Raw genomic sequence first — 17,921 nt, forward strand, 5'->3', positions numbered from 1 at the left:
TTCTAATCCTAGCGTCAAGGCCCGATCAAAAAGGGCCGCGGAGGCGACGCTATGACGAGAATGAAATGGGTTGCCTGCGCGACCGTCGTGCTGGCCGCGGCGCTCGCGACGCCGGCACGCGCGCAAGGGGCGCTCAACCTCTATTGCTCGGTCCAGGTCGAGTGGTGCCAGGCCATCGCGACGAATTTCCAGCGCGACACCGGCATCCGGGTCAGCATGACCCAGCGCGGCTCGGGCGAGAACCTCGCCGCCATCCGCGCGGAGGCGCAGAACCCGCGCGCCGACGTCTGGTTCGGCGGCACCGGCGACCCGCACCTGGCCGCGGCCGAAGAAAACCTGACGCAGGACTACGAGAGCCCGAACAATTCCCAGCTCCAGCCCTGGGCGCTGACCCAGTGGCGCCAGTCCAATCGGCGCGCCGTCGGGGTTTATGCCGGAGCCATCGGCTTCGGCTTCAACACCGAGCTGCTCGGGCGCAAGACCATCGCCAGCCCGCGCTGCTGGGCCGATCTGCTCGATCCGCGCTTCAAGGGCGAGGTGCAACTGGCCAATCCGAACTCCTCCGGCACCTCCTATGTGATCATCGCCACGCTGGTGCAATTGATGGGCGAGGATCAGGCCTTCGCCTATTTGCGCCAGCTGCATCCGAACGTGAACGCCTATGCACGCACCGGCACCGGCCCGATCAAGGCGGTGGCGCGCGGCGAGACCGGCGTGTCGCTGTCCTTCGTCCATGACGCGGTGGTCGAACGCAATGCCGGTTTTCCCGTCGGCTATGCCACGCCCTGCGAAGGCACCGGCTTCGAGATCGGCTCCATGTCAATCCTGCGCGGCGCGCGCAATCTGACCCAGGCCCGGCGCTTCTACGACTGGGCGCTGACCGCCAATGTCCAGCGCCTCGGTTATGACGTCGGACTGCAATTGCAGACGCCGTCGAACCGGGCGACGCCGCTGCCGCCCAATGCTCCCGACCTGACCCGGATCAAGCTGATCGACTACGATTTCGCCCGATATGGCCGCTCCGCCGAACGGCGCCGGCTGATCGAACGCTGGGATCGCGAAGTCGGCAGCCTGCCGCGCTGAGCCCCGTTTCGCTGCTCCGACAGAGGCCGTCCCATGCTGTTTCGATCGATCCTCGGTGTCGTGCTGGCGCTGGTCTGCGGGCAGGCGATGCCCGCACGGGCCCAGGGCCAGTTGAACATGCTCTGTGCGCCGCAGGCCGACTGGTGCGAAGCGATCGCCACGGCGTTTCAGCGCGAGACCGGCATCCGGGTCAACATGACGCGCAAGTCGACCGGCGAGATCCTGGCGCAGGTGCGGGCGGAAGCGCAGAACCCGCGCACCGACGTCTGGTTCGGCGGCTCGGCCGAGCTGCATTTCGCGGCGGCCGAAGAAAACCTGCTGCAGGCCTATACCTCGCCCAACATGGCCGAGCTGCATCCCTGGGCGCAGCGCGTCCACGCGCAGTCCAACGGGCGCTGCGTCGGGGTGTCCTCGGGCGCCATCGGGATCGCCGCCAATACCGAGCTGCAGGCACGTAAGAACCTGCCGGTGGCGCAGAGCTGGGCCGACCTCTTGAAGCCGGACTATCGCGGCGAGATCCAGCTGCCCAATCCGAATTCGTCGGGCACCGCCTATACCATCATCGCCGGCCTGGTTCAGCTCTGGGACGAGGATCGCGCCTTCGACTACCTGCGCCGGCTGCATGCCAACGTGAACGCCTATACCCGCTCGGGCGCAGCTCCGATCCAGGCGGTGGCGCGCGGCGAGACCGGGCTTGCGGTCACCTTCAACATGGAGGCGCAATCGGTGATCCAGGCAGGCTTCCCGGTCGCCGTCACCTATCCGGCCGAAGGCACCAGCTACGAGGTCGCCTGTCTCTCGATCATCCGCGGCGCGCGCAATGTCGCGGCCGCCCGGCGCTTCTACGACTGGTACCTGACGCCGGCCGCCATGGACATCGCGCCCAAGGCCAATCAGTGGCATGTGCCGGCTCATCGCGGCGCCACTCCGGATCCGCGCGTGCCCGACATGAGCAAGATCAAGCTCATCGATTATGACATCGCGACCTATGGCGCGAGCCAGATGCGGCGGCGGCTGATCGACCGCTGGGACCGCGAGATCGGCTCTCTGCCGCGGTGAGGGCCGGGCCGATGTTCGCGCGGACTTCGCTGCCGGTCTGGCTGATCGCCGCGCTCGGCACGCTCGTGTTGCCCTGGCACATGCAGCAATCCGGGCTGGAGCTTTCCGGTATCCTCGGGCTTGGTCAGTCCGATCCGGAAGCGGCCTCCGCCCTGTGGCAGGCGCTGGCGCATCGGCGCTTCTGGTTCTGGCCGGTCGTGGCGGCGCTGATCCTCGCCTTGCCCGGTTGCTGGCCCGCGTTGTCCCGGGACCGGCGTGCGGTATTGCTGCTCGCCGGCGGAGGCCTCGGTCTCGTGGCCATCGGCCTGCAGGGCCTCGCCATCGGCATCCAGGGCTGGTCCTGGCCTTGGCTCGAAGCCCTGTTCGGCGAACTCGGCGACCGGCAATTCGGCATCGGCCTCGGCGGCACGCTGGCGGTCATCGGCTTCCTCGTGCTGTTCACCGACGGGCTGGCGCTGAAGGGCCTGTTCCGCGGCGACCGTTTCATCGCCGGCACGGTCGGTCTGCTGGTCCTGTCGATCGCGGTCTTCACCGCCTGGCCGGTCGGCAATATTCTCGGGCAGATGTTCGTGCCGCGCGGTGAGCTCGGCATCGCCGCGTCCTTTGCCGACCGGCTTTTCGACGGCAAGATCTGGGGCCTCGGCTGCGTCACCCGCGGCGCCAATTGCGGGGTGTTCTGGAACACGCTGACGCTGGCCGTCGCGACCGCCAGCGCGGCGACGGTTCTCGGCCTCTGCTTCGCGCTGATCGTCACACGCTCGCGCTTTCCGGGACGACGGGCCATGCGCCTTCTGACCGTCCTGCCGATCATCACGCCGCCTTTCGTCATCGGCCTCGGCCTGATCCTGATCTTCGGTCGGTCGGGTGTGCTCAACCAGCTGGTCGAGGCCGTGAGCGGGCTGCAGCTCGGCCGCTGGATCTATGGTTTCAACGGCGTCTGGCTCGCCCAGGTCTTTTCCTTCACGCCGACCGCCTTCCTGGTGCTGATCGGCGTGGTCGAAGGTATTTCGCCGAGCATGGAAGAGGCCTCGCAGACGCTGCGCGCCAGCCCGATGCGCACTTTCAATACGGTCACCTTGCCCTTGATGCTGCCAGGCCTCGCCAATGCCTGGCTGGTGGTCTTCGTCGAGAGCCTGGCCGATTTCGGCAATCCGATCGTGCTCGGCGGTTCCTTCGGGGTGCTGTCGACGGAGATCTTCTTCGCTGTCGTCGGCGCCCAGCAGGATTTCGGCCGCGCCGCCGTGCTCGCCAGCATCATGCTGGTCATGGCGCTCATGGCCTTCATGCTGCAGCGGTTCATCGTCGGCACACGGTCCTATGTGTCGATGACCGGCAAGGGCGACACGGGCCTGCCGACGCCGCTGCCGGCGCCGGTCAGGCGCGCTGCCTTCGCCATCGCGGTGCCCTGGGCCGTGCTGACGCTGACGGTCTATGGCATGGCGCTCGCCGGCGCCTTCGTGAAGGTCTGGGGCCGCGACTGGACACTGACCCTCGACCATTTCCGCCGGGCCTTCGCGGTCGAATGGGCGCGCGACGGCACCATCCTGCTCGCCGGCGGTGCCTGGCATTCGCTCGGCACCACGATCGGGCTCGCCGCGATCGCGGCGCCGATCACCGCCGGCATCGGCCTGCTGGCGGCCTGGGTGCTGAGCCGGCAGCGTTTCGCCGGCCGCACGGCGCTGGAATTCGCGCTGATGCTGACCTTCGCCGTGCCCGGCACGGTGATCGGGGTTGCCTATATCCTGACCTTCAACGTGCCGCCGCTGGAGATCACCGGCACCGCGACGATCCTGGTCGCCTGCTTCGTCTTCCGCAATCTGCCTGTTGGCGTGCGCTCGGGCGTCGCCGCGATGAGCCAGCTGGACAAGTCGCTGGACGAGGCCGCCGTCACATTGCGCGCTTCGACCTTCCGGACGCTGCGCACCGTCGTGCTGCCGCTGATGAAGCCGGCCATCGTCACGGCGCTGGTCTATGCCTTCGTGCGCGCCATGACGACGGTCTCGGCGGTCATCTTCCTGGTCTCGGCGGAATATGAAATGGCGACCGTGTTCATCATCAACCGGGTGATCAATGGCGACTATGGGCTCGCCATCGCCTATTGCGCCGTGCTGATCGTGCTGATGATGGCGGCGGTCGGGATCATTCAACTGCTTGTCGGCAACAGGAAGCTCGGACGGCGTGGCGCCGCGCCGGTGGCTGTCGGAGGTCGGGCGTGACGAACAAGACGGGCGCCGAAGTTCGCCTTCAGGGCATCGCCAAGCGATATGGCCAGGTGACCGCGGTCAAGCCGCTCGACCTGGTCATTCAAGGGGGCACGCTTGTGACGCTGCTCGGCCCTTCGGGTTGCGGCAAGACCACCTTGCTCAGGATGATCGCCGGGCTCGAACAGTCCTCCGAAGGCAAGCTGTTCATCGGCGGCAAGGACGTGACGCTGCTCTCGGCCGGCGAGCGCAATGTCTCGATGGTGTTCCAGAGCTATGCGCTGTTTCCGCATATGAGCGTGCGCGACAATGTCGCCTATGGGCTGATCTCGTCGGGAATGGGCAAGCGCGACGCCCATGCCCGCGCCGAGCTGACGCTGGAGACGGTCGGCCTGAAAGGTTTCGGCGGGCGCCTGCCGTCGGAAATGTCCGGTGGGCAACAGCAGCGGGTGGCGGTTGCCCGGGCCCTGGTGCTCGAACCCGACGTGCTGCTGTTCGACGAGCCTTTGTCCAATCTCGATGCCCGCCTGCGCCGCTCGATGCGCGAGGAGATCCGGGCGCTGCAGCAGCGCCTCGGCCTGACCGTCGTCTATGTCACCCACGACCAGTCGGAGGCGCTCGCCGTGTCCGACACCATCGTGGTCATGCGCAATGCCGAGATCGCCCAGGCCGGCAGCCCGGCGGGGCTCTATGCCATGCCCGACAATGTCTTCGTCGCGACCTTCATGGGCGAGGCCAATGCGGTGAAGGGCCGGATCGAGGCGATATCGGGCGATGTGGCGATCGTCGCCCTCGACGATGTCCGACTGACCTTGCCGCATCGCGGCCTGCCGCCGGGACCGGTCGACGTGGTGATCAGGCCCGAGGCGATCAGTCTCGGGGAGCCGGGTCAGGCCGGGCTCGCCGCCACCGTTGCGCGCGCCACCTATATGGGCTCGCATATGGAATATCACCTGGCGACGCCGCTCGGCGATCTCTTCGCCACCTGCCACGACCATCAGGCGCCGCGCGATGTCGGCGCCAAGGTGACCGTCCGCCTGGCGCCCGAAGGCGTGATCGCGGTCAGGCCGTGACGATCGTCAGTCGAAGTCGAACAGCCGCGCCGGATTGGCGACCAGAAGTTTGTGGCGTGCCGCCTCGTCCGGCGCGATCTCGGCGATGAGATCGACCAGCTCGCCGTCGTCGGGCATCGGGCCGTGCAGGTTGGGATGGGGCCAGTCGGTGCCCCAGACGACCTGGTCGGGGGCATGCGCCGCGAGCGCTCGCGCAAAGGGCAGGGCGTCGTCATAGGGCGGGCCCTGCCGGGACAGGCGGTCGATGCCGCTGAGTTTCAGCGCGATCCGCCCGCCGTCGAGCAGCCGCAGGAGCGTGGTGAAGGCCTGGCCCGCCAGGCCATCGCGGATATCGAACCGCGCCATGTGGTCGATCACCACGGGCGCGCGGATCGACCGGATCAGCGCCTCGCAGGCGATCAGGTCGGCGCCGGTGACATGGATAGCGAAATGCCAGCCATGCGGCTCAACCAGCCTCTCGACATGGCGGATCAGGCTTTCCGGCGGATAGCCGCCGAGATGCGGCAGGAAGTTGAAGCGCGCGCCGCGCACGCCGGCCTCGTGCAGGGCAAGAACCTCCCCGGCGGTCGCGGTGGCGCCGAGCAGGGCGACGCCGCGATAGCGGCCGGCGCCGGTGCGAAGGGCATCGACGAGGGCAGCATGATCGGTGCCGTGGCAGGCCGACTGGACGATCACCGCGCGGTCGAAGCCGAGATGATCGTGCAGCCCCCGCAGCCGCGCCTCGGGCATGTCATGGGGCGTGAAGCTGCGCCCCGCCGCATAGGGAAAGCGGTGATGCGGGCCGAAGACATGGCAATGGGAATCGCAGCTTCCCGGCGGCAGCCGCAGGCGCGGCCGGCGCGGCGCGGTCAAGGGTGGCGGAATGGTCGGTTCGGGCGACGCGGCGGCCGTGTCGGTCATGGCAGGTTCTCGGGATTTTTCGGAGCAAAATAGACCTAGTGCCAAACATTCGAACCGCCTTGCAGTGCGGTCGGCCGTCCTTCGAGGCTCGCGCAAGAGCGCTCGCGCCTCAGGATGAGGTGGTGCTGAGACCTGCATCCGAGGCGGTGCCGCATGCGCATCGCCTCTCGCTTCATGAGCAACGGTCATGCAGCTCAGCCTCCCACCTCATCCCGACGCAAAAGCTCCGCTTTTGCGTGGAGGCGCGAGCGCAGCGAGCCTCGAAGGACGGCCGACCGATGTGCCAGAGACGGATGTTTCCATCGGGGAGCATTTCCCTCTAGTCGCAACGGGCGGTCATGCCGCCGTCGACGACGATTTCGGTTCCGGTGATGAAGCGGGCCTCGTCGGAGGCCAGGAACAGCGTCGCATTCGCCGTGTCGCGGCCGTCGCCCATGAAGCCGAGCGGGATGCGGGCGACGCGCTGCTTGAGCAAGGCCTCGACATTGCCGCCGGCGCGCTGGCCGGCAAGGCGTGCCTCGACCATCGGGGTGTGCAGCTGGCCGGGCACCACGGTGTTCACCCGGATGCCGTGTTCGGCATATTGCACGGCGAGCACCCGTGAGAACTGGATCACGCCGGCCTTGGCCGCGGCATAGGCGACCTGGGCAGCGCCGGTCCAGCGCAGGCCGGAGGTCGAGGCGGTATTGACGATGGCGCCGCCGTGCTGGGCGACCATGACCGGCAGCACGTGCTTGCAGGTGAGGAAGACGCTCTTCAGGTTGAGGTCGATCTGCGCGTCCCAGGCGGCTTCGCTGAGCTCGACCGGGCCGCCGGCGGCCGAGCCGCCGATATTGTTGACCAGGATGTCGATGCGGCCGAAGCGGGCGAGGCAGGCGGCGACCATGGCCGCGACATCGCGGGCCTTGGTTGCGTCGCAGCCATGGGGCGTGATCCGGTCGGCGAGATCGCCGGCGCGCGCGATGGTCTCGTCCAGCGCCATGCGGTCGCGATCGACGGCGAAGACATTGGCGCCCTGTTCGACGAAGGCCACCGCGGTCGCCCGGCCATTGCCCCAGCCCGGGCCGACACAGCCGGCGCCGGTGACGATGGCGACCTTGCCCTGCAGCCGCCCGCTCATCGCCGGAGCTCCGGGTTCTCGCCCGCGGGCAGGCCGATCTCGAAGGCGTTCAGCGTCATGGCGACGAGCGTGTAATAGCCGAGCACGCCGACCAGTTCGACCACGCCGCGCTGGCCGAGAACGCGCACCGCTTCGGCATGCAAGCCTTCGGGCACGACGGTCGTCTCGTGCAAGGCCCGGCCGTAATCATAGACGATGCGCGCGGCTTCGTCCTTGAACGGCGGCGGGCGCCGTTCGGCGATGGCGGCGACGATCTCGGATTCGAGCCCGGCCTTCAGCGCCTCGGTCCTGTGGGCGTACCATTCGTACTGCGAGGTCCAGTGGCGCGCGGTGACCAGGATCGCCAGTTCCGAGAGCCGCGGCGGCAGCGTCGTATCGTAGCGCAGGAAAGCGCCGAGCCGCTGGCCATGGCGCGCCAGTTCCGGGCTCTCGATCCAGGCCCGCATCGGCGCCGGCATGCGGCCGCGCTTGCCGGCGACCGCCTCGTCATGGACCGCTCTTTGCTCTGATGTCATGGCCTCGGGAGCCGGGGTCGTCAATCGCATCACATGTCCTCCATCACCTCTCGCACCTGCGTGCCGATTGCCTCGGCGCGCGGGGCGACCTGTGCTTGAACCGGGGCGACCAGCAGGGCCGATGCGATCGTCATGATGATCCGATGTCGCATCACCGTCTTCCTCCCGGCACCCATTTCCATCAGCCGCGCCGGTAGGGTGCGTAGATATTGAAAATCTCGGCGCCCCGGCCATCGACGTGGCCGATCGCGTGGCGGAGTTCGGCGGCGCCGAGCGGACGATCAAAGGCCGACACCAGCCACAGGTCGTCGCCGTCATCGGCCGCGGGGCGAAAGGCGCGGATCTGCGCGCCGGCAAGAGCCTCCAGGCGTCTGCCAAGTGCCGAGATCGCGGCTGGTTCGTCGGCCCTGCCGATGCCGGGATATTTCGCCAGGGCCAACCGGGCGATGGGCGACGCGGCGAGCGCGGCATTGCCGGGTAAGACCTGGCGGGCGACGATCCGTTGCCGGCCGCGCATGCGCGGCAGGATGCGGCGGCTCCAGGGTGTGGCGTTGTCGCCGGAGACGGCGCGATAGTCGGGCGTTTCGAGTGCCGCTTCCGAAGCGAGGTCGTAGAGCGCCAGCCAGCGCGGCCAGCCATCGAGGCAGACGAAGCGCTGACCCGTTTCGAAACCCGGCAGGGCGCAGCGTTGCGGGAAGTGTTCCATGTCGTACCAGTCGTTGAACTCCTCCTCGAGCGTCGCCGGAGGTTCCATCATGACGAGCAGCAGGGCCTTGTCGGGGGACATGTCGCGCCTCACGCGCCGCGGGCCGGACGGGCGGCTTGCACCTGCGCCGCGACGAAAGCCTCGACATGACCCGCCACGGCGTCGGGCGCCTGGACGGCCATCAGGTGGCCGCCATTCACGGCGGCGAAGTGGCCATGGTGGAACCGGGCGGCCAGCGCGCGCAGTTCGTCGACCGGCCGCAGCGGATCCATAGTTCCGGCCAGCACCAGGCAAGGGCTGTCCAACCCGGCGACGACCTCACCGAGATCGGTCGCGGCCAGCAGCCGGTTGGCCGCGGCATAGGACGCCGGATCATTGCCGATGAAGCGCTCGCGATAGGCGGCGAAACGCTCACCGTCGCCGCGCAGCGCGACCGGGTAGGAGCGCGCGAGCGCCGCGTCGGCGATCGCCTCCATGCCGCCGGCGAGGCAGGCTTCGGCCCGCTCCAGAAGATAGGCGCGGCGACGGGCATCGGCGCCGATGGCGGGCGCGCAGAGCACCAGGCCGGCGACGTCGCGCGGGTGCCTGCCGGCAAAGCCGAGCGCGATCAGCGCGCCGGCGGCGCCGGCCACCAGATGGAGAGGACGGGGCAGGTCGAGCCCACGGACGAGGTCTCCGAGATCGGCGACGTGCCGGTCGAGCGAGACGGGTGACTTCGGCCGGTCTGATCGTCCGGCGCCGCGCTGATCGTAGCGCAGAACCGTCGCGTGGGGGCCGAGCCGCGGCACCACCCCATCCCAGCTCTCCAGCGAGCCGCCGAGCTCGTGGATCAGCACGATGGTCTGATCGCCGGCACCGGAGATCTCGTGACGAAGCCCGCTCGTCGCCGGCGTTTCGCAAGTCGCCATCATCGGGTGCGCGCGCCCGAAGCCGCGACGACCGCCGCCCATTTGTCGATCTCGCTCTTCAGATAGGCGGCGAATTCCTCCGGCGAATTGCCGACCGCGATGGCGCCCTGCTCGGCGAGCTTGGCCTGGACGTCGGGCGCCCGCAATCCCGCGACCATGGCGGCGCGCAGCTTGGCCAGAACCGGCGCCGGCATGTTGCGTGGTCCGATCATGGCGTACCAGTTGTCGGCCTCGACCGCGGGAAAACCGAGCTCGGCGGTGGTCGGCAGGTCGGGCAGGGCGGCGGCGCGCTGGCGCGAGCCGATGGCGATGGCCCTGACCGCGCCCGATTGGACATGCGGCAGCAGCACCGCGATATCCATGAACATCATCTGGATATGGCCGCCGATAATGTCGTTCACTGCGGGTGCGGCGCCCCGGTAAGGGGTGTGAACGATGTCGATCGCGGCGTGGCGCTTGAGCAGTTCGCCGGCCAGATGCGGCATGCTGCCCGGTCCCGACGAGGCGAAATTGAGAACTCCCGGGCGGGCGCGGGCCAGGGCCACGAGTTCGGCCAGGTTGGCGGCGGGCAGGTTCTTGGCGACCACCAGCAGTTCCGGCACGCGGGCGGCCAGCGTCAGCGGCTCCAGGTCCTTGACCGGGTCGTAGCCCAGGCCCTCCTGCAGGCTCGGGCTGATCGCCAGCGCGCCGGCTGTGCTGATGCCGATCGTATAGCCGTCGGGTTCGGACTTGGCCACCGCGAGCGTGCCGGTCGCGCCGCCGGCGCCGCCACGGTTCTCGATCACCACGGGCTGGCCGAGGCTTGCTCCCATCTTCTCCGCCACCAGCCGGCCGATGATGTCGGCCGGGCCGCCGGCCGGAAACGGCACGATGAGTTTGATCGGCCGGGTCGGGAAGTCCTGTGCCGTCGCCGGCAAGGGCAAGCCGGACAGGAGCAACGCGAGCAAAAGACCCAGCCGTTTCAGCATCGCGACGTCTCCCCAGACGGCATCCGGGCCCGCCGGCGTTGTCGAGCCCGGCTGGGCCATGTCGGCCGGATCATGCCAGTCGGAGCCGGGCCTTGACCAAAACCTTCTTGCGATGACATTCCATGCCAAAATGGCATATCTTGAGGAAGCTATGCTCCTTCGCTGGGCGAGGTGACGGAATGGATTTGCGAAAGCTGCGCTATTTCGCAGCCGTTGCCCGGGCCGGCAGCTTCAGCCGGGCGGCCGAGGAATTGCGTATCGCCCAGCCGGCCCTGAGCCGGCGCGTGCAGGAACTGGAGGAGGAGCTCGGCAAGCCGCTGCTGGTGCGCCACGGGCGCGGCGTGCGCCTGTCGGCGACGGGCGCGGTGGTCCTGAAACGGGCCGAGGAGATCGACCATCTCGTCGCGCAATTGCGGATCGACGCCGATGACGGCGCCGACGTGATGGGCGGCAGCATCTCGCTCGGCGTACCGCCCTCGGCCGGCCTGCTGATCGTGCCGCCGGTGGTCGCCCGTTTCGCCGAGGCCAGGCCGGATGTCGCCCTGCATGTGCGCGAGGGCATCAGTTCGCTGATCCACGAGTGGCTCGGCGAACAGCGGATCGATGTCGGCGTCGTCTACAATCCCCTGCCGGTCGAGGGCTTGCATGTCGTGCCGGTGCTGCGCGAGCGCATGGTGCTGGTCGGGCCGCCGCCGGAGCGGGACGCCTCGCCGTTGCCGCCGGAGGTGCGGATCAAGGATCTGGCCGACCTGCCTTTGGTCATGCCGAGCCTGCCGCACAACAACCGGCGGGTGCTGGAGCAGGCGGCGGCGCAGCACGGCATCCGGCTCCGCATCCGCTCGGAGGTCGACAGCGTGGCGCTGACCAAGGCGCTGGTCGGCGCCGGCCTCGGCTATACGATCCTGACCTATGCGTCGGTCCACGAGGCGGTGAGGCGGGGCGAACTGACCGCAAGGCGGCTGGACCGGCCGCCGATCGTCGCGACGCTCGCCATTGCCATGCGCAGCGCCGACCGGACCGCGCCGCTGGGGCGCGACCTCTCGGCGACGCTCAAATCGGTCCTGGCGGAGCTGGTCGCCGCGAAGACCTGGCGCGGCGCCCGCGTCATGCCGGCTTCAACCGAGGCCCCGCCGGACTGGTGATGCGAGGGGCCAAGGCGATAGGCCGGGGCGATCGGCGCGGTCGCCGATCGCCGGATGGTCGTCAGCGCGGGCGCTTGGAGCCGACCAGCTCGTCCCAGCGCCGGAACGCCACCACCATCTTGTCGGGCTTCAGCGGCAGCTCGATCGGGTTCTTGGCGATCAGGTCGGCATATTCGGGCCGGCCGAATTCCGCGATGACCTCCTGGCTGCGCTGCGGCGCCATCGAGACCGGCACGTTCCTCACCGCCGGGCCCGGATAGAGATAACCCTCGTCATAGGCATAGGCCTGGGATTCGGGTTTCAGCACATGGGCCATGAGGTCGAGCACGACGGCGAGGCGGTCGTTTGGAATGCCCTTGGGCACGCACATGAAGAAGGCGTCGGAGACCCAGTGGAACCCCTTCAGCGTGCCGATCATCGCCGATTTCGGCACGATGCCGAGGGCCCGCGGATTGATGTCCCAGCCGGTGGTGGTGATGATGATGTCGCGCGAGCCTTCGCCGAACTCCTTCATCGTGACGCCGGTGCCGGCCGGGTAATAATCGACATATTGGCCGATCTCCTGGAGATAGGCCCAGGTCTTGTCCCAGCCGCCGATCGGATCCTGCGGATCCTTGTCGCCGAGAATATAGGGCAGGCCCATCATGAAGGTGCGGCCGGGGCCTGAATTGGCCGGGCGGGCATACATGAACTTGCCCGGATTGGCCTTGGCCCAGGCCAGCAGTTCCTCGGCGGTGGTCGGAACCGTCTTCACCCGCTCGGGGGCATATTCGATCAGCGGGCCGGAGGGGTAATAATTGACCACGACGCCGAAGCCGTCGCCCTGCGCCTTGTGCAGGGCGAGCGCCGCCGGCTCGTAGTTTTCCTCGAGCTTCGGGAATTTCTCGGCGAAGTCGGGCAGGAGCTTCAGCCAGAGGTTCTGTTCGAGGCCCGCGGCCAGGCCGTCGCTGCCGGTGAGGATCAGGTCGAGATCCGAGCGGCCGGCATTCTGCTGGGCTTTGATCTTGCTGGCGAGTTCGGGCGCCGGCGCCTTCACGAAGACGATGCGCGAGACCAGGTTGGGGTTGGCCGCGGCATAGTTCTCGAAGGCCTTCTGCATCAGCGCGAGCGCGCCGCCGACATCGATGACGCTGATCACCACAGGCGAACGCGGCATGGCCGGCACCGCGGCGCGGGCGCCGGATCCGCCCATGGCGACCGTGGCGGTCAGGCCGCCCAGCACGGTTCGCCGGTCGAGATTGCCAATCCGTGACGTCATTTCAAGTCTCCCCTCTTGTTGTCATGTTCGGATGTCGCATAGTCGCGTTCGATGCCGCCGAGGCGCAGGCGCTGCACGAAGAGATCACCCGACCAGGTGACCTCGCTCGCCGGGAGCCCGAGGCCATGGGCGTCGAGCGCCGGAGCGATCGCCGCGAGCGGCCGCTCGGCGGCCATGGCGATCGCCTCGGCCGGCGTCGCCAGGCCCCAGGCCACGACATTGCGCAGCGCCTGGTCGAGGCAGAGCGAAGAGCCGGCGAGCAACTTGCTGTCGGCGAGCCGGACCATGCCATCGGCGGAGCGGTCGATATCGGTGCCGGCGAAGCGATAGCGCCCGGGCCCGCTCGCGGCGGCGGCCACCGCATCGGTGACCAGGATCGAGCGCGCCGATCCCTTGGCGCGCATCAGCACTTTCAGCGCCTTGGGGTGAATGTGGATGCCGTCGGCGATGAAGCTCGCGGTCAGCCGGTCCTCGGCGAGCTGTGCGAAGATCGGGTTGGCCAGCTTGTGGGTGGTCTGCGGCATGCCGTTGCCGAGATGGGTCGACAGCGTCGCGCCGGCGGCGGCTGCTGCCTGAATCTGCTCGAAATCGGCGGCGGTGTGGCCGAGCGCGACGATCCGGCCGGAGTGGCTCAGCGCCCTGATCAGGTCGAGCGCGCCGTCGATCTCCGGCGCCACCGTGACCATCAGGATCGGTCTTGTGACCATGGCCTGCAGCCGGTCGACCAGAGCCGGGTTCGCTGCGGTCATGGCGCGGGGCGGATGACAGCCCGAAAAGCCGTCGACCGGGCTGAGAAAAGGCCCTTCCAGGTGATAGCCCGGGCACATCAGGGGCCCGAGCCGGCTGCCGCCGATCGCCGCGTCGAGCGCCTTGAACCGGCTTTCCAGCTCACCGGGATAGGCGGTGATGATGGTCGGCAGGCAGGTCGTCACGCCGGTGCGCAGCATGGCCTCCAGGGCATGATCCAGCTCGGCCGCGGTGATCGTGCCGGAATTGAAGTCGATGCCGGCGAAACCGTTGACCTGGAGATCGATGAGGCCCGGGGACAACATGGTCTGGTGCTCTCCGTCCGGCCGGGGTCAGCGGCGCTGCAGGAGCGAGGCGGCGGCCGGGTCGAGCAGCAGCACGGTGCGGGGATGCTGCTGCAGGATCGAGGCGGGATGCGCCGGGCTGACCGGGCCTTCGACGGCGTCGCGCACGGCCTCGGCCTTGCGCTGGTCGGGCACCGACAGGACGATCAGCCGGCTCTTCATGATCTGCCGGACGCTCATCGAAATGGCGCGCGCCGGCACGGCGTCGAGGCTCGGGAACCAGCCCTCGCCCAGCTGCTGGCGGCGGCAGGCCTCGTCCAGGGTCACCACGATGAACGGCGCCTCGGTGTCGAAATCGGCCGGCGGATCGTTGAAGGCGAGGTGGCAGTTCTCGCCGATGCCGGCGAGGCAGAGATCGATCCGGCGGTCGCCGATCAGGCCGTTCAGGCGGCGGGCTTCGGCCTGCGGGTCGGCGGCGTCGCCATTGACGGCGACGAACTCGACCGCGCCGGCCAGCGGCTGGACGAAGCGCTCGTCCAGATATTTGCGAAAGCTCGCGGGATGGGTGACGGGCAGGCCGACATATTCGTCGAGATGAAAGGCGGTCACCTTCGACCAATCGATGCCTTCGGCGGCGACCAGATGTTTCAGCGTGTCGAACTGACTGGCGCCGGTCGCCACGACGATGGTTGCCTGGCCGTGCTCGGCCAAGGCCGCGCGGATAGCGCCGACCGCCAGTTCGGCCGCAGCGGCACCCATGGCCGATTTGTCTTCGGTGATACGAATATCGAACATGTTAATTTTGAACCTCAAGCACATAAATTGTTTCATTTATGTGTCTCGAAGTTTATGAGCGTCCCGACAAAAGGCAATATCTATTTTGAACAACACAGTTCTAAATTAGGAAATCGAGACGTGGTCATAGCTGAGATCGCCGACATGCCCTTCGCCGGCGCCCATGAACGCGACTGCGCCAGGGCCTTCGCGCTGGTGGCGCGCGGGGCCGCGCATTCCCGTGCCGAGATCGGCGAGCAGCTGGGGCTCCGCTCGACCACGACGTCGCGGGTGGTCGGTGATCTCGTGGCGCGCCGCCTGCTGCTGGAGAGTTCGGGAGAACGGGCCGGTCGCGGCCGGCCGGCGGGGCTGCTGATGGCCAATTCCCGGCGCGTCGGCGCTTCCGTCATTCACGTCGCCAGCCGTTCGCTTGCCGGCGTGCTGGTCGACCTCAACGGCCAGGTGATCGAGCAGCGGCTGGCGGAGGTCGCGCCCGATGCGGATAATCCGGTCATGGCGCGCGCCATGGCCGGGCTTGCCGGCGAGCTCGCGGCCGCCATGCCGCGCGGCATGGAACATGCCGGCACGGCGGTGTCGCTCTCCGGCCTGCTCGACCTCAGGCAGCGGCAATGGCTGATGTCGTCGCGCTGGCCGCGCATGCGCGGCCTCGATGTCCAGGCCGTGCTGGAGCCGATCACGCCGCCGGTGGCGGTCTGCCGCAATCTCGATGCCGAGCTCAGGGCCCGCGCGATGCAGGATCCGGCGGGCCATTCCGGCGGCTCGCTGCTGCTGCATTGGGGCTGGGGGGTGGGCCTCGCCTATGCCGTCGACGGACAGTCCTTCGCGCCCGCCGGCGGCTCCTTCGGCGAGATCGGTCACTGGCGCTTCTCGCGCCTGGCCGGCCGCACCTGCGGCTGCGGCAATACGGCCTGTCTCGAAACCGGTGCCGCACTCTGGTCGCTGATGCCGCGGCTGAGGCAGGAATGGCCCGCGCTCAGCGAGGACGAGGCGACGCTGCAGGCGCAATTGCCGGACTGCGACCTGATGAGCCTCGCCGAGATCGACATGGCGGCGCGGCTGCTGGCGCGCGCGCTCGCCAATGTCTGCCGCCTGCTGTTTCCCGCCCGTATCACCGTCACCGGCCCGCTGGCCGCCAATGCCCGGCTCTGGGCGCATTTCGATGCGCTGTTCCGGGCCGAGGGGTCGATGGAGGGCCTCGCCACGCCGCAACTGGTCAATGACCGGTCGAGCCAGAACTACGAGATCTATGGCGCGGCCCAGCCGCTGCTGAGCCGGGCGGTGGAGCGGGCCTTGAGCGCCCGGCGGGCGTGAGGCGGGGACAACTGACCCTCTCCCATAGGGAGCTAGCGTTCGCACACATCTCAAAAATCTACGTCTTGTCAGCGCCTTACGCGGTCTCCGCCTTGCCTTGAAGGCGCGCGCCGGAACCAACACTCTTTACCTCTCCCCGGCGGGGAGAGGTCGACTGCGAGCGTAGCGAGTGGTCGGGAGAGGGGGCAAGGCGCTCGACGAGACGTCACCATGCGAAACGCGCAAGGTGTTGTTCTGAAAATACAATTCCCCCTCTCCCGGCCTTCGGCCGACCTCTCCCCGCCGGGGAGAGGTGAAGAGCGGTGGTTCCGGCACTAAACTTCGAAGGGCGACGCGTTCAGGCTCATCTGAAAGATGTGTGCGAACGCTTGCCCGCAGGGAGAGGGTGGCGTCGTCAGGCGCCGGGTGAGGGGCGTAAGCCCTCAGAATTGGTCCCCACGCTCGCCGAGCGTACCGTCTCATCCGGAGATGGACGACCCCTCACCCGCCCGCTGACGCGGGCACCCTCTCCCACTGGGAGAGGGTTGGCTCAGTGCAACGGCCGTCCCGGCCGTCAGCTCCGCTTCGAGCCGATTTCCTCGTCCCAGCGGCGGAAGGCGAGCACCATCTTGTCAGGGTTGATCGGCGTCTCGACCGGCACTTCGGCGATCAGCTTTTCATATTCCGGCCGGCCGAATTCGCGGATCGCCGCCTGGCTTTCCGGCGGCGCCATGGACAAGGGCACGTCCTTGACCGCAGGGCCCGGATAGAAATAGCCCTCGTCATAGGTATAGGCCTGCTGCGCCGGGCTCAGCACCCATTTGATCAGCTCGAGCAGGACGGCCATCTTCTCGTCGGAGAGGCCCTTCGGCACGAACATGAACTGAGCGTCCGAGACCCAGTGGAAGCCCTTCAGCGTCTGGATCGCCGCCGATTTCGGCACGATGCCGAGGACGCGCGGGTTGATGTCCCAGCCGGTGGTCGAGACGATCATGTCGCGCGAGCCCTCGCCGAGCTCCTTCATCGTCGCGCCGGTGCCGGTCGGATAATATTCGATCGAGCGGCCGAGCTCCTTCAGATAGGCCCAGGTCTTGGCCCAGCCATTGACCGGATCCTTCGGGTCGCTGTCGCCGAGAATATAGGGCAGGCCCATGATGAATGTGCGCCCCGGTCCGGAATTGGCGGGCCTGGCATAGAGGAAGCGGTTCGGATTGGCCTTGGCCCAGGCGAGCAGTTCCTCGGCGGTCGTCGGCGGCGTCCTGACCCGTTCCGGCAGATATTCCAGCAGCGGGCCGGAGGGGTAATAGACCATGCACATGCCGAAGCCGCGGCCGAGATTGTGATTGTCGAGCGCGCCCTTCAGATAGATGTCCTCCGGCTTCGGCAGCACCGAGGCGTAGGTCGGCAGAAGCGGCACCCAGAGCTGCTGATCGATGCCCGCCGAGAGCACGTCCATGCCGCCGAGCACCAGATCGAGATCGACGCGCCGGGCATCCTGCATCGCCTTGATCTTGCCGGGCAGTTCCGGTGCAGGGGCCTTGGTGAAGGTCATTCGCGAGACGAGGTTCGGCTTGGCCGCGCGGAAGTTCTCCAGCGGCTTCTGCACCAGGGCCAGCGCGCCGCCGACATCGATGACGTTGAGAGTGATGGGCGAGCGCGGCAGGGCAGGTGCCTGCGCGCGGGCGCCGGTTGCGCCAAGCGCCGCCGCGCCGGCGAGGCCGCCGACGACGATGCGGCGCGAGACGGATGAATCGCGGTCTGAAATGTCCATGGCGTCGTTCCCTTTCACAGTTCGGAAGCTTGGCGCTTCCCCATTGACCTGCCCGTGGGCAGAATTCCGGTTTCGATGCTATGGCCTGCGGCCAGCAATGG

17 protein-coding genes are annotated in these 17,921 nt (G+C 68.2%); 6 read left to right on the forward strand and 11 right to left on the reverse strand.

Going from position 1 to position 17,921, the window contains the following annotated elements; all coding sequences use genetic code 11:
- Positions 1-51: 51 nt before the first annotated feature.
- Genes AC07WJ_RS05980 through AC07WJ_RS05995 form a run of 4 tightly spaced genes read left to right on the forward strand, consistent with a single transcriptional unit; the run spans position 52 to position 5,416 of the window.
- Entirely contained in the window at positions 52-1,083 is a 1,032-nt protein-coding gene (locus AC07WJ_RS05980; protein WP_494933591.1) for an ABC transporter substrate-binding protein, read from the forward strand.
- Between the two features lie 33 nt (positions 1,084-1,116).
- Complete coding sequence (locus AC07WJ_RS05985; protein WP_494933592.1) at positions 1,117-2,142, forward strand: ABC transporter substrate-binding protein; 1,026 nt, start codon at positions 1,117-1,119, stop codon at positions 2,140-2,142.
- A gap of 11 nt (positions 2,143-2,153) precedes the next feature.
- Positions 2,154-4,358 carry an ABC transporter permease gene (locus tag AC07WJ_RS05990; RefSeq protein WP_494933593.1) on the forward strand — a complete coding sequence of 735 codons (2,205 nt, stop codon included), beginning with the start codon at positions 2,154-2,156 and terminating at the stop codon, positions 4,356-4,358.
- Positions 4,355-5,416, forward strand: coding sequence for an ABC transporter ATP-binding protein (locus AC07WJ_RS05995; RefSeq protein ID WP_494933594.1), 1,062 nt, complete (start codon positions 4,355-4,357; stop codon positions 5,414-5,416). The genes AC07WJ_RS05990 and AC07WJ_RS05995 overlap by 4 nt, the downstream gene beginning before the upstream one ends.
- Before the next feature lie 6 nt (positions 5,417-5,422).
- On the opposite strand, the gene AC07WJ_RS06000 is transcribed toward AC07WJ_RS05995, so the two are convergent.
- The 7 genes from AC07WJ_RS06000 to AC07WJ_RS06030 form a co-directional block, all read right to left on the reverse strand.
- Positions 5,423-6,316 carry an amidohydrolase family protein gene (locus AC07WJ_RS06000; protein ID WP_494933595.1) on the reverse strand — a complete coding sequence of 298 codons (894 nt, stop codon included), beginning with the start codon at positions 6,314-6,316 and terminating at the stop codon, positions 5,423-5,425.
- Between the two features lie 319 nt (positions 6,317-6,635).
- On the reverse strand, positions 6,636-7,436 hold the full coding sequence (locus AC07WJ_RS06005) for an SDR family NAD(P)-dependent oxidoreductase (protein ID WP_494933596.1): 801 nt from the start codon (positions 7,434-7,436) through the stop codon (positions 6,636-6,638).
- Positions 7,433-7,981 (reverse strand): carboxymuconolactone decarboxylase family protein, encoded by a 549-nt coding sequence (locus tag AC07WJ_RS06010; RefSeq protein ID WP_494933597.1) that lies wholly within the window; start codon positions 7,979-7,981, stop codon positions 7,433-7,435. Before AC07WJ_RS06010 ends, AC07WJ_RS06005 begins: the two co-directional genes overlap by 4 nt.
- Positions 7,981-8,133, reverse strand: coding sequence for a hypothetical protein (locus tag AC07WJ_RS06015; protein WP_494933598.1), 153 nt, complete (start codon positions 8,131-8,133; stop codon positions 7,981-7,983). The genes AC07WJ_RS06010 and AC07WJ_RS06015 overlap by 1 nt, the downstream gene beginning before the upstream one ends.
- The gene (locus AC07WJ_RS06020; RefSeq protein ID WP_494933599.1) at positions 8,133-8,738 is read right to left on the reverse strand and encodes a hypothetical protein; all 606 of its coding nucleotides are present in this window, start codon (positions 8,736-8,738) and stop codon (positions 8,133-8,135) included. Before AC07WJ_RS06020 ends, AC07WJ_RS06015 begins: the two co-directional genes overlap by 1 nt.
- Before the next feature lie 8 nt (positions 8,739-8,746).
- The gene (locus tag AC07WJ_RS06025) at positions 8,747-9,568 is read right to left on the reverse strand and encodes an alpha/beta fold hydrolase (RefSeq protein WP_494933600.1); all 822 of its coding nucleotides are present in this window, start codon (positions 9,566-9,568) and stop codon (positions 8,747-8,749) included.
- On the reverse strand, positions 9,565-10,533 hold the full coding sequence (locus AC07WJ_RS06030; protein ID WP_494933601.1) for a Bug family tripartite tricarboxylate transporter substrate binding protein: 969 nt from the start codon (positions 10,531-10,533) through the stop codon (positions 9,565-9,567). The genes AC07WJ_RS06025 and AC07WJ_RS06030 overlap by 4 nt, the downstream gene beginning before the upstream one ends.
- Positions 10,534-10,712: 179 nt before the next feature.
- On the opposite strand from AC07WJ_RS06030, the gene AC07WJ_RS06035 reads away from it, so the two are divergent.
- Complete coding sequence (locus AC07WJ_RS06035) at positions 10,713-11,675, forward strand: LysR family transcriptional regulator (RefSeq protein ID WP_494933602.1); 963 nt, start codon at positions 10,713-10,715, stop codon at positions 11,673-11,675.
- Between the two features lie 61 nt (positions 11,676-11,736).
- Here AC07WJ_RS06035 and AC07WJ_RS06040 read toward each other — a convergent pair whose 3' ends face one another.
- Genes AC07WJ_RS06040 through AC07WJ_RS06050 form a run of 3 tightly spaced genes read right to left on the reverse strand, consistent with a single transcriptional unit; the run spans position 11,737 to position 14,759 of the window.
- Positions 11,737-12,933 carry an ABC transporter substrate-binding protein gene (locus AC07WJ_RS06040; RefSeq protein WP_494933603.1) on the reverse strand — a complete coding sequence of 399 codons (1,197 nt, stop codon included), beginning with the start codon at positions 12,931-12,933 and terminating at the stop codon, positions 11,737-11,739.
- Complete coding sequence (locus AC07WJ_RS06045; RefSeq protein WP_494933604.1) at positions 12,930-13,985, reverse strand: N-acetylglucosamine-6-phosphate deacetylase; 1,056 nt, start codon at positions 13,983-13,985, stop codon at positions 12,930-12,932. The genes AC07WJ_RS06040 and AC07WJ_RS06045 overlap by 4 nt, the downstream gene beginning before the upstream one ends.
- A gap of 27 nt (positions 13,986-14,012) precedes the next feature.
- The gene (locus AC07WJ_RS06050; protein ID WP_494933605.1) at positions 14,013-14,759 is read right to left on the reverse strand and encodes a glucosamine-6-phosphate deaminase; all 747 of its coding nucleotides are present in this window, start codon (positions 14,757-14,759) and stop codon (positions 14,013-14,015) included.
- 120 nt (positions 14,760-14,879) lie between these two features.
- Between AC07WJ_RS06050 and AC07WJ_RS06055 the strand changes: the two genes are divergently transcribed.
- Complete coding sequence (locus AC07WJ_RS06055) at positions 14,880-16,070, forward strand: ROK family transcriptional regulator (protein ID WP_494933606.1); 1,191 nt, start codon at positions 14,880-14,882, stop codon at positions 16,068-16,070.
- Between the two features lie 553 nt (positions 16,071-16,623).
- On the opposite strand, the gene AC07WJ_RS06060 is transcribed toward AC07WJ_RS06055, so the two are convergent.
- On the reverse strand, positions 16,624-17,820 hold the full coding sequence (locus AC07WJ_RS06060; protein WP_494933607.1) for an ABC transporter substrate-binding protein: 1,197 nt from the start codon (positions 17,818-17,820) through the stop codon (positions 16,624-16,626).
- Between the last annotated feature and the right edge of the window lie 101 nt (positions 17,821-17,921).

Source organism: Phreatobacter sp. GW821-FHT04C01 (genome assembly GCF_059420385.1).